This window comes from Mesosutterella faecium (assembly GCF_022809315.2).
GTDB lineage: Bacteria > Pseudomonadota > Gammaproteobacteria > Burkholderiales > Burkholderiaceae_F > Mesosutterella > Mesosutterella faecium.
The window spans coordinates 2,125,369-2,145,379 of sequence record NZ_JAKZJU020000001.1; the positions used below are offsets into that span (position 1 = coordinate 2,125,369).

At 64.2% G+C, this 20,011-nt stretch carries 17 protein-coding genes and 1 pseudogene; 9 read left to right on the forward strand and 9 right to left on the reverse strand.

The annotated features are described in order from the left end of the window. Positions 1–181: 181 nt before the first annotated feature. The gene (locus MUN46_RS09535; protein WP_243376993.1) at positions 182–4,264 is read left to right on the forward strand and encodes a DEAD/DEAH box helicase; all 4,083 of its coding nucleotides are present in this window, start codon (positions 182–184) and stop codon (positions 4,262–4,264) included. A gap of 48 nt (positions 4,265–4,312) precedes the next feature. Here the strand turns inward: MUN46_RS09535 and MUN46_RS09540 are convergent, their stop codons facing one another. The 4 genes from MUN46_RS09540 to MUN46_RS09555 form a co-directional block, all read right to left on the reverse strand. Then, positions 4,313–4,720, reverse strand: coding sequence for a TorD/DmsD family molecular chaperone (locus MUN46_RS09540; RefSeq protein ID WP_243376994.1), 408 nt, complete (start codon positions 4,718–4,720; stop codon positions 4,313–4,315). After that, positions 4,720–5,028, reverse strand: a complete 309-nt coding sequence (locus MUN46_RS09545) for a hypothetical protein (protein ID WP_243376995.1) — start codon at positions 5,026–5,028, stop codon at positions 4,720–4,722. The genes MUN46_RS09540 and MUN46_RS09545 overlap by 1 nt, the downstream gene beginning before the upstream one ends. 127 nt (positions 5,029–5,155) lie before the next feature. Then, positions 5,156–5,749: a 4Fe-4S dicluster domain-containing protein gene (locus MUN46_RS09550; RefSeq protein WP_243376996.1), complete on the reverse strand. Its 594-nt coding sequence runs from the start codon at positions 5,747–5,749 to the stop codon at positions 5,156–5,158. Between the two features lie 2 nt (positions 5,750–5,751). Next, positions 5,752–7,983: a molybdopterin-containing oxidoreductase family protein gene (locus tag MUN46_RS09555; protein ID WP_243376997.1), complete on the reverse strand. Its 2,232-nt coding sequence runs from the start codon at positions 7,981–7,983 to the stop codon at positions 5,752–5,754. Positions 7,984–8,491: 508 nt separating this feature from the next. Between MUN46_RS09555 and MUN46_RS09560 the strand changes: the two are divergent. Next, positions 8,492–8,614: pseudogene (locus MUN46_RS09560) on the forward strand (GntR family transcriptional regulator); the annotation flags it as partial. Positions 8,615–8,626: 12 nt separating this feature from the next. Continuing rightward, entirely contained in the window at positions 8,627–9,187 is a 561-nt protein-coding gene (locus MUN46_RS09565; RefSeq protein ID WP_281069877.1) for a GntR family transcriptional regulator, read from the forward strand. A 43-nt stretch (positions 9,188–9,230) separates the two neighbouring features. On the opposite strand, the gene MUN46_RS09570 is transcribed toward MUN46_RS09565, so the two are convergent. Next, positions 9,231–10,382 carry an MFS transporter gene (locus tag MUN46_RS09570; RefSeq protein WP_243376999.1) on the reverse strand — a complete coding sequence of 384 codons (1,152 nt, stop codon included), beginning with the start codon at positions 10,380–10,382 and terminating at the stop codon, positions 9,231–9,233. 123 nt (positions 10,383–10,505) lie between these two features. Between MUN46_RS09570 and MUN46_RS09575 the strand changes: the two genes are divergently transcribed. Further along, positions 10,506–11,156 carry an alanyl-tRNA editing protein gene (locus tag MUN46_RS09575; protein WP_243377000.1) on the forward strand — a complete coding sequence of 217 codons (651 nt, stop codon included), beginning with the start codon at positions 10,506–10,508 and terminating at the stop codon, positions 11,154–11,156. A 271-nt stretch (positions 11,157–11,427) separates the two neighbouring features. Here MUN46_RS09575 and MUN46_RS09580 read toward each other — a convergent pair whose 3' ends face one another. Then, on the reverse strand, positions 11,428–12,003 hold the full coding sequence (locus MUN46_RS09580) for an NAD(P)H-dependent oxidoreductase (protein ID WP_243377001.1): 576 nt from the start codon (positions 12,001–12,003) through the stop codon (positions 11,428–11,430). Positions 12,004–12,175: 172 nt separating this feature from the next. Next, positions 12,176–13,303 (reverse strand): porin, encoded by a 1,128-nt coding sequence (locus MUN46_RS09585; RefSeq protein ID WP_243377002.1) that lies wholly within the window; start codon positions 13,301–13,303, stop codon positions 12,176–12,178. Positions 13,304–13,626: 323 nt separating this feature from the next. Between MUN46_RS09585 and MUN46_RS09590 the strand changes: the two genes are divergently transcribed. Together MUN46_RS09590 and MUN46_RS09595 are read left to right on the forward strand one after the other, a co-directional pair. After that, positions 13,627–14,349 carry a Crp/Fnr family transcriptional regulator gene (locus MUN46_RS09590; protein ID WP_243377003.1) on the forward strand — a complete coding sequence of 241 codons (723 nt, stop codon included), beginning with the start codon at positions 13,627–13,629 and terminating at the stop codon, positions 14,347–14,349. Positions 14,350–14,511: 162 nt separating this feature from the next. Further along, on the forward strand, positions 14,512–16,041 hold the full coding sequence (locus MUN46_RS09595; RefSeq protein ID WP_243377004.1) for an FAD-dependent oxidoreductase: 1,530 nt from the start codon (positions 14,512–14,514) through the stop codon (positions 16,039–16,041). 128 nt (positions 16,042–16,169) lie between these two features. Here the strand turns inward: MUN46_RS09595 and MUN46_RS09600 are convergent, their stop codons facing one another. Further along, a complete protein-coding gene (locus MUN46_RS09600) occupies positions 16,170–16,646 on the reverse strand; it encodes a GNAT family N-acetyltransferase (protein WP_243377050.1) in 477 nt (158 codons plus the stop codon). A gap of 483 nt (positions 16,647–17,129) precedes the next feature. Between MUN46_RS09600 and MUN46_RS09605 the strand changes: the two genes are divergently transcribed. Genes MUN46_RS09605 through MUN46_RS09615 form a run of 3 tightly spaced genes read left to right on the forward strand, consistent with a single transcriptional unit; the run spans position 17,130 to position 18,217 of the window. Then, entirely contained in the window at positions 17,130–17,780 is a 651-nt protein-coding gene (locus tag MUN46_RS09605) for a porin (protein WP_243377005.1), read from the forward strand. Next, a complete protein-coding gene (locus tag MUN46_RS09610; RefSeq protein ID WP_243377006.1) occupies positions 17,774–18,040 on the forward strand; it encodes a hypothetical protein in 267 nt (88 codons plus the stop codon). Before MUN46_RS09605 ends, MUN46_RS09610 begins: the two co-directional genes overlap by 7 nt. A gap of 3 nt (positions 18,041–18,043) precedes the next feature. Beyond that, positions 18,044–18,217, forward strand: coding sequence for a hypothetical protein (locus MUN46_RS09615; RefSeq protein ID WP_243377007.1), 174 nt, complete (start codon positions 18,044–18,046; stop codon positions 18,215–18,217). Positions 18,218–18,688: 471 nt separating this feature from the next. On the opposite strand, the gene MUN46_RS09620 is transcribed toward MUN46_RS09615, so the two are convergent. After that, positions 18,689–20,002 carry a 2-hydroxyacyl-CoA dehydratase family protein gene (locus MUN46_RS09620; protein WP_243377008.1) on the reverse strand — a complete coding sequence of 438 codons (1,314 nt, stop codon included), beginning with the start codon at positions 20,000–20,002 and terminating at the stop codon, positions 18,689–18,691. Positions 20,003–20,011 lie beyond the last annotated feature (9 nt).

Sequence of the window (20,011 nt, forward strand, 5' to 3'; positions counted from 1 at the left end):
GAAGGGGCCGGGCGCTTTGCCTTCAGGCGAAGACTTCGGCGGCTGCCGCAAAGAGCGCGGGCCCCTTCGCCAGCCGCATGGGAACTACAATGTGAGAAACGCCCGGGATCCGCCCGGGAGACTCACCTTTCCCGGCAGGGGCCCCGGCCTTCCAGGAGTCCCTCCGAAGGATTTTCCCATCGTGAACTTCAAAGACCTTCCCGACCTCGTCCGATCACTCCTGCAGCTGCTTGCGCTTCTTGGCGTTCCCGCGTTTCCCACGGAGATGAAGGCGGCGCTCGCGCGCAGCGGCATGACCAACAAAGAGGCCGCAAAGTGGGTGGAAACGCTGGAAAAGGAGGGCTGGATCGAGCCTTCCGGCGTCAAATTTCAATTCTCTTCCCGGGGATACCTCGAGCTCGCCCGAGCCCTGAGCCCCGAAGAGCTCGAAGCGGCGGACACAGGGATGCTGTACTACTTTCACAGCTACCTGAATCCCGAGTCCGCCCGGGCGGTCCTCGTCGGAATGTCGAAATGCCTGCGCGGCCTTCCCCTGGACTCAAGGGACCGGCTTCGCCTGCAGGACTACCTGGTCACGATGCTGCTGGAGACCCGCGGCGACCTTCTCCTCGTGATTTTCCTCACCCCCGGGTTCGAACCGATGCTGCCGCTCATCCCACCCCAGGCGGTCGAAGCCTTTTACGGCAATGTCCTCGCCCAAGCCGAGGACGAGATTCCTCTGCGCGACGACGCTCTGGAGCGGCTCAGCTCCGGCCTTCAGGCAAGCGCCTTGGGCGAAGGCAGCAGGCAGGCGCTCGCCGACGAGCTCACGCTGCGCCAGGACTTCGTCCAGCACGGCAGACCCAGCGAATGCCTCGCCCGAATGCATGCAGGAACCGAGCCCTATGACGTCCTGCAGGCGATCCTGCTGCTGCAGGAAGGGCGCGACGACGAAGCCCTCAAGCTGATCAAGGAGACCCGAAGGCGCTTTGACGGCAGCGACCTCTTCGACCACTACCTCAGCAACTTCGTGCTCGGAGCCGCGCTCTACCGCAAAAAGGACAAGCCCGCGGTCTACCGGTCTCTGGGCGCGATCGCAAACCGATGCCGCAGGCTTGAGTCGCCCCTGCGGGGCCTCGCGCTGCTTGTGATCTGCGAGATGGCCCTGAACCGCCAGGTCTCCGAAGACACTCTGACCCGCGTGAAAAGCTTCTGCCTGGACCGCGACGCCCATGGTTACCTCGCAAAGGCCCTGGTCCGCTCGATCTGCCTTCATTTCCATGTCCTCTCAGCAAAGGAGGCGGGGCTCAACCTGAAGGCCTGCAGAAGCCTCGCCGAGGAGCCGAACTCCCCGAAGTTCATCGACGCGCAGCTGCTCGCCGCCCTCGGGATGAAGGAGGAGGAAAAGCGCCTCTACGAGCGCTGGGGCGTGAAGGGGCTGCTGCCGCCCTTTGCGAGCAAGCCCCAGTGGGAGAGCCTCCTTGAAAGCCTCAGCGTGCGCTGCGGCATGATGAAGAAAAAGGCCAGGCCTGCCGAGGCCGGCGCGGTGCGAGAGCGGATCGTCTACCTGGTCGACCCTGAGACCTTCACCGTCGCGCCGCTTCTGCAGAAGTCCAAAAACGGGGCGTCATGGAGCCGGGGCCGCAACGTCGCGCTTTCCAACTTCAAAAAGGCTGCGCTGCCCTGCATGACGGCCGAGGACCGGTCGGCGGCGCAGCTCACCCAGAGATACATGAGCTGGGAAGGGCCGGTCTATTCGCTCAGAGGCGCTGAGGTCCTCCTGCGGCTGGCCGGATGCGGCCGGGTGTTCAACGCCAGCAATCCCGAAGAACGCTTCGAGATCCAGACCGCGCCCCTCGTCCTCACCGTCCGGAAAAACGAGGATGGCAGCTACACCCCTTCGGCGAACCTCGGCTCGGGCGATGACGAGGCCGACCCCGGTGACATCCCGTCCGTCATCGTGCAGAGCCGCACCGACCGGGGCGTCACGCTCACCGCGGTGAGCGGCCCGCAGCGCGACATCCTGCAGGAGCTCCTCACGATGCCCTCCTTCCCCCCGGAGGCGAAGGAGAAGCTCTCGGCCTTCCTGGCCGAGGTCTGCCCGGTGCTCCCGGTGGTCTCCGACCTGATCGGATCCGAGTCGGCTGCGCCCTCGCGCCAGGGCTCGAGCGTCGTCACCTTCCGGGTCTCGCCCTCGGGGAAGGAGGACTTCCTCATCCGCGCCGACGTTTTCCCGCTCCCGGGGGTGGAGTTCGCCTGCCGCCCGGGCGAGGGGCGCGAGAGCCTCTTTCTGCCGACCCGCGAGGGCCAGGTGCAGGTGCTGCGCGACCTGAAGCTCGAGTCGCAGCACTACGAGGCGGCGCTCTCCGAGCTCTCAGGCCTCGGCTCCTGCATGGAAGGGCCCGGCAGCTGGCGCTGCGGGCTCGAGGACTGCCTCGACTTCCTGGGGGCGCTTCAGCGCTGTCCCAAGGGTTCCGTCGAGGTCCAGTGGCCCGCAGGCGGGAAGCTCACTCGATCGCGCGGGCGCATTTCCTTTGACTCGCTCAGGATCTCGGCCGGCCGCGCCGGGGCCTGGCTCGAGCTCGGGGGCGAGGTCGACGTGGACGGCCGCTCGCTCATGACGATCTCGCAGCTCCTCGAGGCGGTCCGCGCCGCAAAGGGCCGCTACGTGCGGCTCTCGGAGGACAGCTACGCGGAGGTCTCGGAGGCGCTGAAAAAACGGCTTCGCGCGGTCTCGCTCCTTGCAAGGGAAAAAGGCGGGAAGGTGGAGCTTCCCTCCGTCACGGCCCCGTTCCTGCAGGACTTGAGGCGCGGGGGCGCGGCGCTCAGCGCCGACCAGGCCGCCGACGCCCTCTTCGAGCGCATCGACGAGGCCTCGAAGCTTTATCCGAAAATCCCCCAGGACCTTCGCGCGGACCTGCGCGACTACCAGGCCGAGGGCTACCGCTGGATGTCGCGGCTCGCGAGCTGGGGGGCCGGGGCGTGCCTCGCCGACGACATGGGGCTCGGGAAGACGGTGCAGGCGATCGCGCTCCTCCTCTCCCGCGCAAAGGAGGGGCCGGCGCTCATCGTCACGCCCGCCTCGGTCCTTTACAACTGGAAGAGCGAGCTCGGGCGCTTCGCGCCGGGGCTTCGCTGCGTGATGTTGGGAGCCGGAAACCGCGAAAAGACCGTGCGGGAGGCCGGCGCGGGCGACGTGCTTCTCACGACCTACGGGCTTCTCGCGAGCGAATCCGACCTTTTCGCGGGCCGCGCCTGGCGCACGGCGGTGCTCGACGAAGCCCACATGATCCGCAACCGCGGCACCAAGACCGCGCAGGCGGCGCAGCGGCTTGACGCCGCCTTCCGCCTCATCCTCACGGGCACCCCGGTGCAGAACAACCTGAGCGAGATCTGGAGTCTCTTCGAATTCATCAACCCGGGGCTGCTCGGCAGCTTCGAAGCCTTCACCGGGCGCTTCATCACGCCGATTGAAGTCCGCCACGAGCCGGGGGCCCGGCAGACGCTGCGGCAGATCATCTCGCCCTTCGTGCTGCGCCGCACCAAGGCCTCGGTCCTTGAGGAGCTGCCGCAGAAGACCGAAATCACGCTCCCGGTGGAGCTGAGCGAGGCCGAGCGCGCGCTCTATGAAAAGATCCGCTCCGAAGCCCTGATCCGGGCCGAGGAGAAGGAGACGAGCACGATCGACCTCCTTGCCACGCTGATGAAGTTGCGGCAGGCCGCGTGCAGCCCGAAGCTCATCGATCCCTCGCTTCCGTTCGAGTCCTCCAAGGAGGAGGCCTTCATGGGGCTCGTGCGCAACCTCATCGCCGCCGGCCACCGCGCGCTCGTCTTCAGCCAGTTCACGAGCCACCTCGCCCTGATCCGCCAGGCGCTCGACAAGGCGGGGATCCCGTACCTCTACATGGACGGCGCGGTGCGCGCCTCCGAGCGCGCCGCGCTTGCCGAAGAATTCCAGAAGGGCGGGACGCCGCTTTTCCTCATCAGCCTCAAGGCGGGCGGCACGGGCCTCAACCTCACGGCGGCCGACTACGTGATCCACCTCGACCCCTGGTGGAACCCGTCGGTCGAGGACCAGGCCTCGGACCGCGCCTACCGCATCGGGCAGACGATGCCGGTCACGATCTACAGGTTGATCGCGCGCGGCACGGTCGAAGAGCGGATCCTCGAGCTGCACAGGACGAAAAAGCAGCTCTCGGACGCGCTGCTCGAAGGAACCGACGCCCCGAAGTCGCTCTCGCGCGAGGACATCGTGAAGCTGCTCGAGCAGTCGACGGGGGAGTAAGACTCCTCGAAAACGCGCAGGCCCCCTTAGGAGAGGGGGGCCTGCGCTTCAAAAGCCTGGGGCGGCGGGGACAGCAGCCGCCTGCCTTTCCTTTTTTCCTTTTAAGGCGGAGGCCTGCTCCTCCCCGCTTCCCAGCAGCTCCCCTTCGAGCTGCAGGAAACCCTCGGTGATCAAGGAGGCCGCCTTGTAGAAGTCCGTCCCCGGGCACTTCCTCACGTCCGCGCAGAAGGCGGGAACCCAGGGCGAGAGGTGCTCGGCGAGGGACTTCTTCTGCTCCCCCGAGGTCTTCTCCGCGGCCGCCGCATCGCCCTTTCCCCGCGCGGCGCGCTCCTCGGCGATGAGGTTCGCCATGAACTCGAGCTCAAGCCCCAGGTGGTCTTCCGGGAGGTCCTTGTCCTTTTTGGCAAAGCCCTTCTCGCTGTAGATCCGGCAGACCTTCTCCCAGGCCTCCTGCATCACGAGGTGGTCCTTGCTCGTGTAGACGGACTCGATCGGGAAGGCCGCGCCCCCTCGTAGATCCCGGCCGCGAGGAAGATCCTCGCGTAGTCGACCGCGAGGTCGGTGACGGGGTCTTCGCCGGGCGAGGCGAGGTACTTCCTCATCCGGCCGTAGCCCTCATCGAGCGCGGCGTTTCCGGTCGACTCCGGGAAGGCCATCTTCCGGACCGCCTCCCAGAGCGGCGCGTCGACCTCGCTTCGATAGAGCCGGCCGAGAAACCGGTAGAGGCCCTCGCGGTTCGCGAGAATGAGCTCAGTTTCATCCATTTGTCGTTCCTTTCGTTTGAAAGAAAGGTGGGCGGAGCGGCTCCGTCCCCTTCCCTTTGCGTCTCGATCCTGCGGAGGCCGAGGGGGGCTTCAGCAGCCCCCGCCTCCCCTGCGCCCCCCAAAAAGCTTACTTCGGCTTTGCGGGGTTCGACTGCCAGGTCGCGGTCTTCTTGTGCAGGATGTAGCGCACCGTGGGCTTGTTGCCGTAGTCGGGAAGCGAATGCACGTTTTCCTTGCCTGCGGCGGCGAGGACCTTCGAGACGTTGCTCTTCGGGTCGTCCACGTCGCCAAAAAAGCGGCAGCGGGCCGTGCAGGCCTTCACGCAGGCGGGCTGCTCGCCCACGGCCTGGAGGTGCTCGCAGAGCGTGCACTTCTCCACCACCTTCTTCTCCGCGTTGTAGGAGCGGGCGCCGTAGGGGCAGGCCTTCATGCAGGCCTTGCAGCCGATGCACTTCTCCTTGTCGATGCGGATCTGGCCGTCGGCGGTGCGGTAGGTCGCCTTCGTGGGGCAGACCTTCACGCAGGGCGCGTCCCTGCAGACCTGGCAGACCGCGGGGAGGAAATACTCCTTCAGGTTCGGGAACTTCCCCATCGGGCCCACGTCGATCACGCGGGTGTAGTACATGCCGAGCGGCACGCCGTTTTCAAGCTTGCAGGCGATCTCGCAGGCGAGGCAGCCGTTGCAGCGGTCGAGATCGATCACGAGTGTTTTCTGGGCCATGATTAGAACTCCACATTCTTTGTCGGATCAGAAGGCTTGGGCAGCCACGCCTTGAACTGTTCGGGCCTCGTCCAGACGCCCTTCGGGGCGCCCGGGGCCTTCGAAATCCGCACCTGGTAGCCGCGAAGCGTGTAGGTGCCCACGAACGCGTTGAACGGCGGGTCGTTCTTCGACAGGCAGTTCACGTTCATCTCCTTCCAGCCGCGGGTCGCGGTGTGAAGGTTCTCCGGGTTCCAGAAGCGCTCCATGTAGACCACGCCGGGGTTCACGCCCTGAGTGACCCTCACGCGCGCCGTGATCTTGCCGCGGCGGCTCTCGACATAGGCCCAGTCGCCGTGCTTCACGCCGTACTTCTTCGCCGCGTCCGGATGCACCCAGATCTCCGGCACCGGATAGATCTCGCGCATGAACGGCACGTTGCGCAGCGTCCCGTGGTGGTACATCGGGATGCGGCCGTTGGTCATCACGAGCGGATACTGCTTCGTGATCGGACGCAGCGGGCTCTCGGCGGGCTCGTGGTACTGCGGCAGCGGATCGTAGTCGTGCGAGGCGGGCGGCAGCTTCTCCTTCGCGTAGGGAGCGCCGGTGCGGCCGAGGTTGATGAAGACCTCGCCGTAGAGCTCGAGCTTGCCGGACGGCGTATGGAACCCCTTCGGCTTGCCGGTCTTCGGATCCTTCTGGCTGTAGACGTGGTACTGGTTCCACTTGTCAAACGGCATCCAGGTGTAGGGGTTGTGCGCGAGGAGCTTCTTCCAGGTGAGCCCGATCCTGGAGAGGTTCATGTCGAGCAGCTGCTCCATCGAGTCCCAGTACGGGACGTCGAGCTTGCCGCCGTGGGCCTTCATCCAGGCCGCGTCGCGGGCCTTTTTGCAGTTCTCGTGCCCGAGCTCCGCCAGCCGCTTCACGAGCTGGCCCCAGAAGAGCGTCTCGTCGCAGGTCTCCCAGAGGTGGGTGACCGCCTGGCGCGCGAACACCATGTTGAGGTTCTCGACCAGCATGTTGGTCTCGAGCCACTCGGTGGCCGGCAGCAGCATGTCCGCGTACATCGAGAACGAGGTCGGGTACATGTACATGTGCACGATGAAGTCGAGCTTCTTCATCGCGGGCTCCCAGGAGGAGGCGTTGCCAAGCACCGCGAACTTGTTGCCGGAGCGCTCGATCCAGATGTGCGGCTGGTAGGGCTTGCCCGTCTTGATCGCGTGCAGCACGGCCGGGATCTGCGCGGCGTCCCACTGCAGGAGCCCCTTGTACTCGATGCCGCCCAGGCGCTTCTTGAGCTGGCCCTTCGGAAGGATGAAGGAGCAGGCGGTGGCAAGGCTTCCGGCCGGCACCACGTTGCTCGAGGGGCGGCGCTGCATGAGCGCGCCGGGCTTCTCCACGTTGCCCATGAGGGCGTTCAGGATGCAGGCGCCCATGGCCGCCTCGACCGAGTCCTGGTTCTGGTCGGTCGCGACGCCAAGCGAAATGCCGCCCGGGCCCGAGACGTAGATCTTGATCGCCTGCTCGATCTTCTTTGGCTCAAGCCAGCAGGTCTTGCCCGCCTTCTCAAGCGTCCAGGGCTCGCAGCGCTCCTTCAAGAGCCTGAAGCCCGTCTTGCAGGCGATGCCGTTTACGGCGTGCTCGTCGGCGATCGAGGTCGTGGGGCCGCCGTACATGAGGCCGAAGGCGAGCGTGCGCGGCAGGAAGCACTGCGCGCAGCCCGGCTCGAAGAAGTTGGGGGTGCCGAACGTGTTGGCGAAGCGGCGCACGCCGCGGAAGGCGGGGTTGCCGCCGCCGCCCGTGGAGACGAGAACCGACTCGGCGCCCCACTTGCGGCGCGCCTCCATCAGCTTCTTGGCGATGATGTCGATCGCCTCCTTCCAGGAGATGCGCTTCCACTTGTTCTCGCCCCTCCTGCCCACGCGGATCAGGGGGTACTTGTTGCGGTTCGGATTGTAGAGAGCCCAGACGCCGGCCAGCCCCTTCGCGCAGAGCGTGCCCTTGCTCATCGGGAACTCGGGGTTGCCCTCGACCTTCACCACGCGGCCGTTGCGCACGTGGGCGAGCACGCCGCAGTTGTGAATGCAGGCGCGGCAGCTGGTCTTCACGATTTTGGTTTCGTCCTTGCGGCGGGCCGGGGCGGCGTGGGCCTGCGCGACAAGCCCCTCGCCCGAGGGGCCGGCGACCGCGGCCGCGATGCCGGTGATCGATGTGGCCTGGAGAAAACTTCTCCTCGATATCAGGGACTGCTCCATGTTCTGTCTCCTATTGTTGCAGTCGACGGCCCCGCCCCACTGGAGTTATTGGAGTTGCCGGGCGCAGGCCGTTCGTATCAATTCAGTCTTGGCTGAATTGGCCAGACCATCCCACAAACAGGTCACTCCGTCAAAAATCCGTTATGGCAAAACAGGATAGCGATATAGAATAAACAGGATTTGATAAAGGTTTTCCCAGTCTTAAATCCGACTTGAAAGATCGGGATAACTGCGCTCACTGGTTTGATTTGATTTGTAAAAATATTTAAAGGATCCCCGCCGCCCGGAAACCGGGCCTATATGGCCGGAGCTATATAAGCCGCAGCTTCAGCAGTCCGCACCCAAAGTCAGGTAACTGACTTTGACGCCACGGAAGCGGTTTCCCCGGATCCTTCCAACCCGACAGAAAGCAGCATCATGAAAACACCACCGCTTTACTTGAACGCCAGGCAGCAGATCCTCGAGCGGATCCGCCGGGGCGAGTGGAAGCCGGGCTCGAGAATTCCCGGCGGGCTCGAGAATTCCCGGCGAGCTCGAGCTCGCGGCGCTGCTGGGCGTGAGCCAGGGCACCGTGCGCCGGGCGGTGCACGAGCTCTGCGAGCGCAACATCCTGATCAAGCGCCAGGGCAGCGGCACCTACGTGATGAGCCCGCGGGAGAACTTCGAATTCTTCAAGGACCGGATCAACTGGCTCGTCCCCGACGACCCGCGCGCGGGCATCCGGCTCGGGAACCTCGTGCGGGTCGAGCGGCTCGAGGCGCCGCTGCGGGTGGCCGAGCGGCTGGGGCTCCCCGCCGGCAGCGAAGTCTTCCACATCCGCCGCCTCTACAAGTACGAGCGCGAGACGACCGTCTCCACGTTCGACGACGTCTACCTGCCCGCCGGGCTCTTTCCGGGGCTTACCGAAGAGATGCTGCGAAAGACGAGCGACGCGGTGCGAAGCCTCTACCCCTTCTACGAGTCGCACTACGGGCTTGCGGTGGCCTACATGGAGGACGAGGGCCGGGCGGTGCTCTTAAACCACAAGCAGGCCGTTTTCGCCGACGTCCCCATGCCCTACCCCGCGATCAGCGTGGAGCGCCGCTCCTACACGCTCGACGGCCGGATCGTGGAGCTGCGCATCATGGTGAGCGTCACCGACCGGCAGAAAATGGTCCAGCGCTTCGGCACGGATCCGAGGGACCTGAAGGAGACAAAGGACTGAGAGCCCCCTCCGCAGGCCGCCCGGGGACTCCGGCGGCCGCGCTTTACTTCCTGAAGGCGAGGCTGCCGGCCGCCAGGAGCAGCGCGAAGGCGATCGGGATCAGGAACGCCTTTTCCATCCCGATCGAGTCGGAGACCGAGCCCAGCAGCGGCGGCAGGAACAGCAGCGTCCCGTAGCCGATCGTCGAGACCGCCGAGCAGGCCGCCCCCGGGTCGACGCCCGGGCAGCTGCCCGCGCGGCTCATCACGATCGGGACGGCCGGGGCCACGCCCGCGCCGGCCAGGAAGAACCCGGCCAGGCAGACCGCGGGGCTGTCCGCGGCAATCGCGACCACAAAGCCCGCGGCGACGAGCAGCCCGCCCGCGGCAAGCAGCGTCGCGTCGCCCAGGCGCTCGCGCAGGTGGTCGGTGAAGAGCCGCACGAGCGCCATCGCCGCGGCCGCGGCCCCGAAGCTGAGCGCCGCGGTCGACTCCGGCGCCCCCTTGACCGAATGCAGGAAGATGCTCCCCCAGTCGCCCACCACGCCCTCGCTCGAAAAGGCGCAGATCTCCATGAAGCCGCAGAAATAAACGAACAAGGGCAGGCGCGGGCGCCGCGCGGCGTCCCGCCTGGGGATGTCCTCCTGCAGGTGCCGCCCGGCCGGGGCCCGGCAGGCGAGGCACACGAGCGAGAAAAAGAGGAAGTTCGCAAAGGCCCCGGCGCCCGCCCAGGCGAAGGCCGCGCCCAGCGCAGCCCCCAGAATGCAGCCGAGGCTGTAGCCCGCCTGCATCCGCCCCATGAGGCGGCTGCGGCTGTGCGCCTCGAGCAGGATCGCCTGCGTGTTCATGCAGACGTCGAAGATGGCGACCGCAAGCCCCAGGCCCGCAAAGACCGCGAAAAGCGAGAACTTTCCGGGGGCGAGCCCCGCCAGCGGCAGGAGCAGGAACAGCGCAGCCGAGGAGACCCGCAGGAGCCGCGCCGAGGTGTAGCGGCGGATGAGCCGCCCGCAGAACAGCAGCCCGGTGACCGAGGCCGCCCCGAGGCAAAGGAGCGCGAGCCCCACCTCCGCGTCCCCGATCCCTGCCCCCGCCTTGATGGCGGGCATGCGCGAGGTGAGCAGCGAATAGTACCCGCCCGCGGCCGTAAAGAAGAAAAAGCAGCTCAGAGCGTCCGACGGCAGCAGCCGGCCCCGATTGGTCACAAGCGCACCCTTCAAGAAAAAAGTCCTGAAAGTTCCGAGTTTATCGGCCCTCTCCCCGGTCCGCAAGAGGCCGCGCGGGCGCTGTTTTAAAATGATCCGCTGCTTACGCTTTTTTTATTTTGCTGAAGGACCGCGCCCATGCCCACCGAAAGGCTTTACTACGCGCCAGGCTGCCTTGAGGCGGACTGCCGCGTCATCTCCTGCTCCCCTCTTGAGGGAGGACTCTTTGCCATCGTGCTCGACCGCACGCCCTTCCACCCGAAGGGCGGGGGCCAGCCCGCGGACCGCGGCACGCTTGCGGGCGTGCCGGTCGAGGCGGTCTACGAGGACGGCTCGGGCTGCATCGTGCATGCCGCGGCGGGCCCCCTGGCCGAGGGCTCCTGCGTCCGCGCCCGGGTCGACGAGGCCGCGCGGACCCTGCACTCGAGGCTGCACTCCGCGGCCCACCTCTTCTCCGCCTGGCTTGAGTCGCGGGGCTGGCAGGCGGTGAAGGGCGACCACTTCCCCGGCCAGAGCCGCGTGGTGTTCAAGCCCCGGGACGCCGGCAGTCCCCCGCCCCTGCCCGAGGCGCACGAAATCGAAGAGTTCCTGGAAAAGACCGCCGAAGAGAAGCTGCCCTTCAGGCAGAGCGTCGACGCCCGGGGCTGGCGCACCGTCACCTGGGGGAGCCTCCCCGCCTATCCCTGCGGGGGCACGCACGTTGCAGACACCTCCGGGATCGGGACGATCCGGGTGACGAAAATCAGGTTCCGGAAGGGCGAGCTCTCCGTCTCTTACGAAGCCGCCTGAAGCGGCGGGCCCGGCGCGGGTTCGCGCGCCCGCCCGAAAAAAAAGGCCTTCGGCTCTGCAGAGAACCGAAGGCTTAAATCTAGGAGACTGACCCGAAGGAAAGGAGCGGCAGGCCGTCGCCGGCTGCTTTTTCTTTCCTCCCGCAGAAGGAGGCCCAGGAGACATGGGGCCCCGTTCCATACTTGAGTACTTTACTCGGATTTAAGGAAAAATCAATACCCGAGCAATCCAGTACACAATTTTTTACTTTTCCCTTTCCCCCGGCCGGTCATCAGGCCTTCCCGAACACGCGGGTGAGGTGCTCCTTCCAGCGCGCGAGGTCGGAGTCGATCTTCGGATTCTTCACAACGTCGTTGCAGGCAAAGGAAGGCAGCGGCTTCATGCCGAGGAACTGGTTCGCCTTGTGCAGACCGAAGAAGGTCGCGTCCATCCCGCGCCCCTCGAAAAACTCCTTCGGGTCCGTAAAGGCCGTGCGGGGCGCGTTCCAGGTGGCCGAAATCATGTAGCGCTTGTCGGTGAGCAGCCCCCCGGTGCCGTAGTTGTGCTCGGGGTTGTCGCGGTGACGCCCGTCGCCCGTGATCATGCCGGGGCCGAACACCAGGTCCTCGTAGTTCTTCAAGGCGGCCGGGGGCTCCATCCACCAGGCCGGGAACTGGTAGATCACGGCGTCGGCCCAGAGGATCTTCTGCCTTTCCTTCTCGGGCTCGTACGGATCCTGCAGCCGGGTGATCTGCACCTTATGCCCCAGGGCTTCCAGCGTCTCGCGCGCGGTGTCGGCAAGCAGGTGGTTGAGGCCGCCCCGGGAGCTGCCGTAGGCCAGGCCGCTGTCAACGATGAAAACATTCATGAGAAAGACTCCTTAAAAAAACGTCAGGGTTCTGCGGGTGAATGTAACTCTTTTGCCCGAAGGTCCCGAGGCCGCAGACGAAAAGCCGCCGCATCGGGGGGACAGTTCAGTTCACCCCCTCAAAGCGGCGGCTTTTCCTAAAGCGGAGAGGCCTCTGTCCGGGCCCAGACTCTTAGAAGCGGTGGCGGATGCCCACGAACACCTGCTGGGTGTCATTGCCCGGGGCGCTCGTTGCGAAGTGCTCGGCGCTGTCAGGGCCGGCCTCAATCGCGAACTGCGCGTTGTCTTCCTGGATCAGGGCCTCGACGCCCGCGTAGAGCATCGTGCGCTTGGAGAGGTCATAGTCGAAGCGCGCGCCGAAGCTGTAGGCGTCGGACTTCTTGAGCGTCCTGTTCTTGTAGTAGGCCGCGGTGGTGTTGAGCCTGCCGCCCAGCATCGGGGTGGTGGTGCCGATCTGCACGATCCAGAAGTCATTGCGGGCCGCCGTGTCGTTGCCTTCCTTCCACTCGAACTGGATCGCGGGCTTCGTGAACCCGAAGTCGTAGCTCATGGCGAGCTCATAGTACTGGTCGTGGCCGCGGCCCGTGCGGTAGAACCCCGGAGTCGGGGTCGAGAGGTTCTGGTAGAGGGCGCTGCCCATGATGAAGAGCGGTCCCTTCGCGTACTGCAGGGCGATGTTGTAGACGTTGCCGTTCGAGCTCGAGGTCTTGTCGCCCTCGCCGAAGGCCATGTAGGCCATCGCGGAGAAGCCCGCGTAGCTCGGGGTGGCCCAGAAGATCGAGTTGTTGCGGCGCACCAGGTCGTCATTGGTGGGGTCGGAGCCGCCCATCGTGGCGCCCGGGCCCGGATAGAAGAACGGAGAGGAGGCGGTGCCCAGCGACAGCCCGTTCACGTCGCTCATCGCCCAGGTGAGGAAGTGGGGCGTGTACTGGCGGCCGAACGAAATCTGGCCGAAGTGGCGGTTCTGCAGGCCCACCCAGGCTTCGCGGTGGAAGATCCTGTTGGTGTTGCCGGCGTAGGACTGGGCGTAGGTGCCGTCGTCGGCGAGGAACCCGGACTCGAGCTTGAAGACGGCCTTCGTGCCGCCCCAGACCGGGAGGTCCTCCTCACCCTTGAAGCCGAAGTAGCTGCCGGTCGAGCCGCCGGAGCTCAGGGCCGAGCTCACGGTGCCGCTGTCGTTGTTCACGGCGACGTATTCATCGATCGCACCGTAGACGGTGACGGAAGGGGCGGCCTGGGCCGCGGCGGCTCCGAGCCCCAGTGCGGCCGCGCAGGCGGCGGCAACGAGTGATTTGCGCATTTGTCTTCTCCTTTGTCTTGAAGTCTCGGATTCCAGCCGCGGCGAAACAGCGGAAATCCGGCTCCTGATAAGGCAAAGATATGAAAATTCGAAAACCAACTGCGTTGCCTAGGCGACAGTTTGTGAAAAATGGGAGGTTTTGCCCGCAGGGAGGCAGATGTGCTGTTGCTTTTTTGCAACAACCTGAAGAGTTCTTCCTGAAAACGTGGCCTGCCGCACAGAAAATTCTGGCCTCCGAGGCCAATCGCCGCTACTATGGGCCTTACCCTCCCAGGCTCCCCCCGTAAGCAGCCGGGAAAGGCCTCTTTTTAGGAGAGCAATCCGTGCGTCAGGTTTTTCTCAGCCGCCCTTGGATCCATCATGAAGAGCCCGGCCCTCTGGCCGCCATCTTTGAAAAATACGGCGTCCGCCGCAAACTGCCGAAGGGGCACCTCTTCACCCACGGCGGGGAGCAGGGCGACGTGAGCTATCTCGTGAAGGGCATGGCGTTCTTTTCCATTCCGGACAATGAGGACCGGGACCGGATCTTCGCCCTGCTGCCGCCCCACCGGGTGATCGGCGACCTAGACGCCCTCACGGAGTTCCACCTCAACATCATCGCGGTGACCGCCCGCCCCTCCGAGGTCCTCACGGTGTCCGGCGACCTCTACCGGCGCGAAGTCCTGAAGGACCCCAAGCTGCTCTATCTCTATACGCGCAGCGCGATCACCAAGGAAGAAGCCCATATGGAAGGGCTTTTCGCGAACTTCACCTTCCCGCTCGAAAAGCGCCTGATCGCGCTTTTCTCCGCCATCATCGGCACCTACTACCCCTTAAAGCCCCAGGACTGGAATCCGCTGCCCCTTAACCTCACGACCTTCGAGATCGCCGACATCGTCGCCTCCAACCGCTCGACGATCAGCACCATTGTGAACGAGTGGGTCGACAAGGGGCTCGCCCGCCGGGACGGCAGGCGACTGGTGCTTCACGGCGCCCTTTTTGAAAACGACTACGACTGGACGCGGGAGCTCGACCAGGCGCAGCGCCGGCGGATGCTCGGGAAATAAGGCCAGAGAATCTTCCCGTCCCAGCCCTCAGCGTTTTTTTGTTGCTCAGTCGACACCGCTTCCGTGCTTCTCTTTATATCCTTTTCCTTATGGGCGGAAAGAGCCGGGCGGATTCTTCGCCTCCTGCTTTCCGCAGCACAGCAGACAAAGGAGATGTCACCTATGAGCTTCAAGAGATTCCTGTCCAAGACGGCGGTGGCGGCGGCTGTCATCGCGATGGCCGGCGCTGCGGGCGCCGCTGAGAACAGCCTGGCGGCCGACGTGGTCGTCGTGGGCGGCGGCGCGGCCGGCATGGCCGCCGCCACGGCCTCGGTCGACGCGGGCCTGAAGACGGTGCTGCTTGAAAAGAACGCCTTCGTCGGCGGCGGTGCCGCCCTGGCCGAAGGGCTCTTTGGCGCCCAGACCGAGTGGCAGAGGCTGAGGAACTACTCGCTGCCGGTCGACTACGCCTACGACCGAATCATGAACTTCACCCACTACAAGGCGAACGGCGCCCTGGTGAAGCGCTTCCTTCGGGGCTCTGCCGGCAACCTCGACTGGCTCGCCGCCCATGGGATGAAATTCAACCTCACGCAGATGTCCACCACGGAGCTCATCTCCTGGCACGTCGTCGGCCCCTACAAGGGAACGGAGCACGGCGCGGCCTACATCCAGCTGCTCAATGACTACGTGCTCGCCCACGGCGGCAAGATTTACACCAATACCCCGGCCAAGTCCCTCATCAAGGAAGGCGGCAGGGTTGTGGGCGTGAAGGCCGCGGACAACAAGGGCAACACCTACACGATCCGCGCGAAGGCGGTCGTGATCGCCTCGGGCGGCTACGGCAACAGCCCCGAGAAGCTGCGCGACTGGGCGCACGTGAACCCGAAGCTCGTGCAGCCGACCGCGCCCCTTAACAAGACGGGCGACGGCATCGTGATGGCCCGCGAGGCGGGTGCGGCCCCGGGACCCGTGGGACTCATGCTGCATCCCGGCACTGAGGGCAAGGGCATCAAGTTCCTGGGCGACCTCTACTCTCTCACCTGGGCCCCGCGCAGCATGTGGGTGAACGCCGACGGCAACCGCTTCGTGCGTGAGACCGTGGTGCACGAGTTCTCCGACACCGGCAACGCCCTCATCGCGCAGCGCGGCGAATACGCCTGGGCGATCTTCGACGAGAACCAGGTGAAGTTCTACGAGACCAAGGGCATCGACAACGGCGTGGGCGTCCTGATCCCGACCGGCAAGAAGCTCACCAACCTCAGGAAGGAAATGGCCGAGGCTGACGCCGCCAACTCCGACGGCTTCAAGAGCGCCGCCACCCTGGACGAGCTCGCCGCGAAGATCGGAGTTCCGGAAAAGAACTTCAAGGCCGCGGTCGAGCAGTACAACAAGGCCTGCGAAGTGGGCTACGACGCCGCCTTCCAGAAGGAGTCTCCGTGGCTGGTGCCGCTCAAGAAGGGGCCGTTCCACGCGCTTCGCGTGAAGCCCTACCACTTCACCTCCTACGGCGGCGTGGTGGTCGACCAGTACCTGCGTGCCCTTGACACGAACGGCAAGCCGATCACCGGCCTTTACGTGACCGGCATGGACGCGTCCGGCACCTACGGCGACACCTACCCGGTGTTCACCTCCGGCAACGCCTTCGGCTTCTCCTCCTGGTCCGGCCACGCAGCCGTCACCCAGGCGATCAAGGATCTGAAGCTCAAGTAACCGTCTGAAACTCTCTCCACTCAGACGGAGCCGCCGGGGCTCAAAAACAGTCCCGGCGGCTTTTCTTTTGTCATCCCTCAAAAGCGCCTCTCCCCCTCTCGGGAGGGGCCGGCGGTACGCGGCCCGCGCTACTCCTGCGCGAGCTTTCTCAGGGCCTCGCCTTCCACCCGATAGTTCGTCCAGTCCGACATCGGGCGCGCTCCCCGCGACAAGTAAAAGCGGATGGAGGGCTCGTTCCAGTCGAGACAGGTCCACTCGAGCCTGCCGCAGCCTTCCTCCAGGGCGATTCCGGCCAGGCGCTTCAAAATGGCGCCCCCGATCCCCCTGCCGCGGAACTCCGGCAGGACAAAGAGGTCTTCCAGATAGATCCCCGCCCGGCCGAGGAAGGTTGAAAAATTGTAGAAATAGACCGCAAAGCCCGCCTCCCGGCCCTCCACCATGGCAAAAAGCACCCTGGCCTTCTTTTTGTCAAAGAGCCATTCCTCGAGCACCGCCTCGGTGGCCGTCACCTGATCCTGCAGACGCTCATAGGCCGCAAGCGCGCGGATCATTTGCAGGATGACCCCCACGTCCTTTCTCTGCGCCTGCCGGAACGTCACCGCCATTTCAGCGGAATTCTCGCCCATAGTTCTTTTCTCCTCTTCTCTTCAGGCTCCGGAAAAACGCGGGCCGTTATCTTTGCCGAAATACAGTGCTTCTTTTCAGTATAGAAACCCGCCAGCCCGCGGCGGCCCCGGAGGAGGTTGTTTCCAAAGTGTTTCTGATTCTCGCATTTGGTTGCACTTCAGAAAGGTTTTTTGCAGGCCCCGCAGGTATAGTTTCAGGCATGGGAATCAAGCGTTCCCCTGCGAATCGGCACCGCCCCGAACCGCAGTATTCTGCATGGCGGACTCTCCTTTGAATGTGTTTTTCCGGCAGCTTTGCAAAAAGTCTGCCGGTTTTTTTTGCCTGCTGCCGCACCTTCTCTCCCATCGGCCGTGCAGCTGCCCCGCGGACGCTCCTTGAACTGCCGTTAACAAAAAAACATCGATAAATCAATCCTCTCTATAGACTTTAATTCAGGAGAATTTGTCTTCAAAGAGAGCTAGATGAATAAAGCCGCAAAGTTCTTCGCTACGGCGGCTGTCCTTGCCGTGAGCGCTTCCTCAGGAACCTCCTCTTACCTGAAGATCAACGGCACCGTAGACACATTCATCGCCGTCAACCGTATGGGCAGCGAGTACTCGAGCGCGCTTTCAAGCGGCGGCGTCAACGCGACGCACATCGGAATGCAAGGAGTGGAAGACCTTCAAAACGGCAGCCAAGTGTTCTTTAACCTTGACACCGCGTTTTACATCGACCAAGGCTCGTACAGCGGGACGAACGACGGCCGTACATTGTTCGACCGGGAGGCCGAGGTCGGCATCCGCGGCTACTGGGGTCCGCTCTCGTTTGGACGCCAGTACACGCCGCACTTCCTCACCTTCCTCTTCTACGACCCAACAGGCCTTTCAATCGGCTCTTCGGACTCGAGCTTCTTCATGGCAGGTCCCGCGAGCACCTGCGGCGACAACGGCGAGCTCAGCCGAATCAACAACTCTTTCTCCTATGTTCTTCCCACTTCGATAGGCCTCACTAATTTCCTCTTCATGTCTTTGGGCGAGCAGACTGCCGGCCGCGGCTCAAAATCGAGCACCAAGGGAAATTTGTACAACTCTATGCGGCGAAGTTCGACCACGGCGCTTTCTCGGCCATGGTGAGCTTCCTTTATCAGAACCGGATCCAAACCGTCATTTCCCATGAGCCCTACGACGTCAAGTGGCTCAACGCCTCCATGAGCTACGACTTAGGCTTTACGAAGCCTGTGCTGCAGTTTGAAAAGAAATGGGGCTCCGCAGAAAATGGATCCAGCAGCTTCTGGATGGTCCAAGCCGGAACTTCGACCCCGGTCGCGGGAGGCCTCTGGATGGTTTCAGGCTTCTATTTCAAGAATCAGTCTCGCAGAAAAGCCGACGCGTGATCAGTGGGCACCAAGTACAACTATCCACTGTCCAAGCGCACTCGCATCTACTGCGGCATCCAGGCAGTTTTCAATGAAGACAACGCGGGCTATGCGGTCGAAGCGGGAACCGACTGCTCCCTGCACTTCAATTTCGCCCCGACGGACTTCCTCTACAAGACCAACTACCGCGGCTAGGACGCTCAAACGGTGTTTGCCGGCATCAGCCACGAATTTTGACCGGACCCGCCGGCCAAACCGCAGTCCTTCCGCTTTTAGAGCCCCGGTGACGACCGGAGGCTTTAGATTCGAGCTTTGGCTGCAGGGCCGCCGCTCGCCCTGCGCTCTTAGCGCAGCCCTGCCGCCGAAGCCGAGGCTGCCATGGACGATCTGTCCCGCTGCGGTTTGCTCCCCCGAGGGAAAGAGCGCTTCTAAAAGAACCACGCCGGAGCTGGAGGAAGGGAAACAGGTTCAGCAGATCCGGGTCTGCCCCGGCCCGTCGGGCAGCGCACCCCAGAACCGCATCCGGCTGAGCAACGGTTTTCATCCCGGGGAAAGCAGGTGCTGAAAAGGCCTTCAGGAGAGGCCTGGCATCTCCTGAAGGCCTTGTTAAGCTTCTCCCGCGCGGGCCCGGCCACTGCCTGAAGGCAGGTCCGGGCCCCTCGGGTCTCAGCGCTGCTCGCGAAGCGGCTTCCAGCCGTGCGCGCTGAAGAAGTTCGAGATGTCGCTCGTCATCTTGTCGAAGTTCCCGCAGCGCGAGTCAAACAGATCGGTCGTCATGCTGAGCAGCGGGACGTCCAGATCCCGGCAGGCCTCGCGCAGGAACTTCGCGATGCCTGACTGGTCCTTGTGGCCCATGTGGCCGGGGAAGATCACGCAGTTCGCGTTGAGGTTCTGCACTTCGCGCGTGAGGTCTTCCGTAAAGAGGTCGACGGTTCCGCGTCCCTGCCGGATCATCGGCACCTCGGTCGTGCCCCTTCTTGCAAGCCCGAGCAACGTGCTCTCTTCGCTCGAAGTGTCGATCCACTCATAGGGCGTGAGTCCGGTAAACGACCCCACCACTACGGCGCCCCACTCCTTTGCGAGCCAGTCGGCAAGCCTCATGTCCCAGAGCGGATTGAGATCCGGCCAGTAGACGCGGATCTGTTCGTGCGGCACCGCGCCGACGTGATTCGCCGCGTTTTTCTTCGCCATGTCGAGCACCGCGCGCATCGCCTGCGTGACGCGCTTGTCGCCGCAGGGGATCAGGTGCTGCATCAGGTACCAGAAGGCGTCGTTCACCGCAAAGGAGGGCAGCGGGCAGGGAATGGCCGACGCGCACTGGTTCACCTGCTTCCAGAGGTCGTACTGGACGTTGGTCTCGTCAACCACGGCCTTGAGCTTTTCAAAGCTGTACTTCACGCCGCAGTGTTTCTCGTAGAAGGCGATCAGCTCGCGCAGCTGATCGGCGACATAGCGGTAGTCCCGCTCGGTCGTCCCGTAGGTGGGGTCGATCTGATAGACGGGGGCGCCCGCCGCCGCTCCGATCTCCTCCCAGGACTGATGGATCATGAGCTGCCCGTCGCAGGGCTCGGCCATGGCAACGAAAGCCGTGGGCTTTGGCATCAGGTGATTTTTCATCGCGTAGATGCCGAAGCGGATCAGCGTGCAGACGTGGGGATCGAAGTCGAGCTTGTCTAGCTCGTAGGCGTCGGCGTGATTTGTCACTCCGAGGTGAAAGAAGATGTCGGAAATCGGGTTGTAGTCGACAATGCCCATCGAGTCCGAGATCTCGGGCAGGTTTCCGTACCAGCTCACGATGAAGGGCTCGCCCGCCGCTGCCGCGTGCAGCACGCGCTGGTCGCGCTCGCGAAGGGCCTCAAGCAGGAAAATCGCGAGCGGGTTCTGCTGCTCGGCGGGCAGCGCCTTCATCTGGTCGATCATCCCGGTGAGGCGGGTGACGTACTCCTCGATTCGCTCCGTGCCTGGAATCTTTGCTGTCATTTTCTTGTT